Annotated in this window: 2 protein-coding genes; both read right to left on the bottom strand. The window is 37.0% G+C overall.

Annotated elements, in window-relative coordinates; all coding sequences use genetic code 11:
- Positions 1–77: 77 nt before the first annotated feature.
- Positions 78–1469: an ankyrin repeat domain-containing protein gene (locus D1Z92_RS16975; RefSeq protein WP_128896867.1), complete on the bottom strand. Its 1392-nt coding sequence runs from the start codon at positions 1467–1469 to the stop codon at positions 78–80.
- Positions 1470–1594: 125 nt separating this feature from the next.
- The coding region (locus D1Z92_RS16970; protein ID WP_164931695.1) for an ankyrin repeat domain-containing protein at positions 1595–2689 on the bottom strand (1095 nt) is incomplete at its 5' end.

Here is a 2689-nt window from a genome sequence, read left to right as displayed (position 1 = left end):
GTAAAACATACAAATAGTTAATAAATGGTTTGTTTTTGTAGCGTGATGCTATAGTTCAACAATCCACTAGCTTCTTTTTACATTTCTGCATTGGATAGGAGTGTAATCAGTTCATCATTTTCTAAACTTTTAGCAATGTCTAAGGCTGTTTTACCCTCCATTGTTTGCAACGAAGTGTCGGCTTTTGCATGTAATAGAACCTGTACAATATCCTGATGTCCTATACTTGCAGCTGCGATAAGAGCGGTGTATCCATGGTCATTTTGTACATTGACATCCGCATTAGCTTGAATTAAAGCCTGCACCATATCGATATGCCCCTGGGAAGCTGCTAACATAAGAGCGGTGACTCCATTGTTATTTTTTATATTCACATTTGCATTAGCATCAATTAATATATTCACAATATCGATATACATCCTAGCTGCAAGCATAGAAATGGTGTATTCTTCTATATGTTTCATATTTACACCCGCATTATCAGGAATTAATGGATTTACAATATTTTGAGTTTCTTCTTCTGCTTGTGCCATAAGTGCAGTTTTTCCTGCAATTGCTACATGAAGCGCGGTGTAGCCATGATCATGTCTCAAATTTACATCTGCATTAGCACGAATCAACGCTTGCACAACATCCTTCTGTCCTTTCACAGAAGCTAGCATAAGAGCCGTTTGTCCATCCATATCTTGCAAATTTAGATTTGCATTAGCATGAATTAAAGCCTGCGCAATATCGGTATGTCCATTGTCAATTGCTGCCATAAGAACGGTGAATCCTTCATCATTTTGTACATTGACGTCTGCATTAGCATGAATTAATACCTTTACAATATCGATATACCCCTGTGTAGCTGCTAGCATAAGGGCAGTGTATTCTTCTATATGTTTCAAATTTACATCCGCATTAGCATGAATTAGTATTTGTACCGTATCGATTTTTTGGTGATAAACTGCCTGCATAAGAGCGGTCTCTCCATGCTTATCCTGCACATTGACATCTGCATTAGCATGAATGAAAGCCTGCACGATATCTGTATGTCCTTTTCCAGCTGCTACGTGAAGGGCGGTGTATCCATGATCATGTTTTCCATTGACATCTGCATTAGCATCAATTAAAGCCTGTACAATATTAGTGTGTCCTCTTTCTGCAGCTAGTATGAGAGCGGTGTATCCTTCATGTTTTACATTTATATCTGCTTGATTATTGATAAGTGTTTGGATCATATCGTAATGTCCATCAATGATTGCTAGGAATAGTTTGTCTTTCTCGGATGTTCTATTTCGAAGTGTAAAAAATACTCCTCCTACAAAAATAGCAATTAAAATGCTAATGACAATACTCTTGGTAGAAGCGACTTCTAAGGGAACCTCCATATCATGAATAAAGACTACTGTATTATCGAACTGTGCTCCTGTAAAAATAGAACATAAAATAACGAGACTAAATAAATACAAAATGGGCTTGTTCATTTCAACACCTCGAATTAAAATTTAGTAAAACATATAAAAGTTAATAAATGATTTGTTTTTTTCATTTCATAGTGAATCAGAAGTACATACTAGATAGGTTTGTTTGAGCATTTCACTAGCCTTTTTTACACTTCTGCATTGGATAGGAGCGTAGTCAGTTCATCATTTTCTAAACTTTTAGCAATGTCTAAGGCTGTTTCACCCTCCATTGTTTGCAACGAAGTGTCGGCTTTTGCATGTAATAGAACCTGTACAATATCCTGATGTCCTATACTTGCAGCTGCGATAAGAGCGGTGTATCCATGGTCATTTTGTACATTGACATCCGCATTAGCTTGAATTAAAGCCTGCACCATATCGATATGCCCCTGGGAAGCTGCTAACATAAGAGCGGTGTATCCATCGTTACCTTTCATATTCACATCTGCATTAGCATGACTTAATGTCTTCACCATATTGATATCTCCATTTATAGCTGCAAACATAAGAGGGGTGTATCCATCGTTACCTTTCATATTCACATCTGCATTAGCATGACTTAATGTCTTCACCATATCGATATCTCCATTTATAGCTGCAAACATAAGAGCGGTGTATTCATCGTTATTCTTCATATTCACATCTGCATTAGCATCAATTAATGTCTTCACCATATCGATATGTCCATGCATAGCTGCAAACATAAGAGGGGTGTATCCATCGTTACCTTTCATATTCACATCTGCATTAGCATGACTTAATGTCTTCACTATATCGATATGACCATTCTTAGCTGCAACCATAAGAGCGGTGAATCCATCGTTATTTCTCATATTCACATCTGCATTAGCATGAATTAATGCTTGCACCATATCGATATTCCCTTTCAGAGCTGCAATCATAAGAGGGGTGAATTCATTGTCACTTTTCAAGTTTACATTTGCATTAGCATCAATTAATGTCTTTACCATATCGATATGTCCATTTATAGCTGCAAAGATAAGAGGGGTGAATCCATCGTCACTTTTCAAGTTTACATCTGCATTAGCATGACTTAATGTCTTCACTATATCGATATGTCCTTTAGATACTGCTAGCATAAAAGCGGTGTATCCATCGTCACCTTTCAAGTTTACATTTGCATTAGCATGAATTAATGCCCGAACAATATCGATATGTCCGTTCCCAGTCGCTAACATTAGTAGTGTATCTCCATCTTCATCTTGCACGTTTACATCTTC

The organism is Longirhabdus pacifica, assembly GCF_004115085.1.
In the GTDB taxonomy this organism is placed as follows: domain Bacteria; phylum Bacillota; class Bacilli; order Paenibacillales; family DSM-105158; genus Longirhabdus; species Longirhabdus pacifica.
Note: the sequence above shows the minus strand (reverse complement) of the source record. Positions and strands in the feature narration are given on the sequence as shown.

Coding starts and splice junctions, on each gene's coding strand:
- D1Z92_RS16975 (WP_128896867.1), bottom strand. CDS start 1,469: ATGAACAAGCCCATTTTGTATTTATTTAGTCTCGTTATTTTATGTTCT.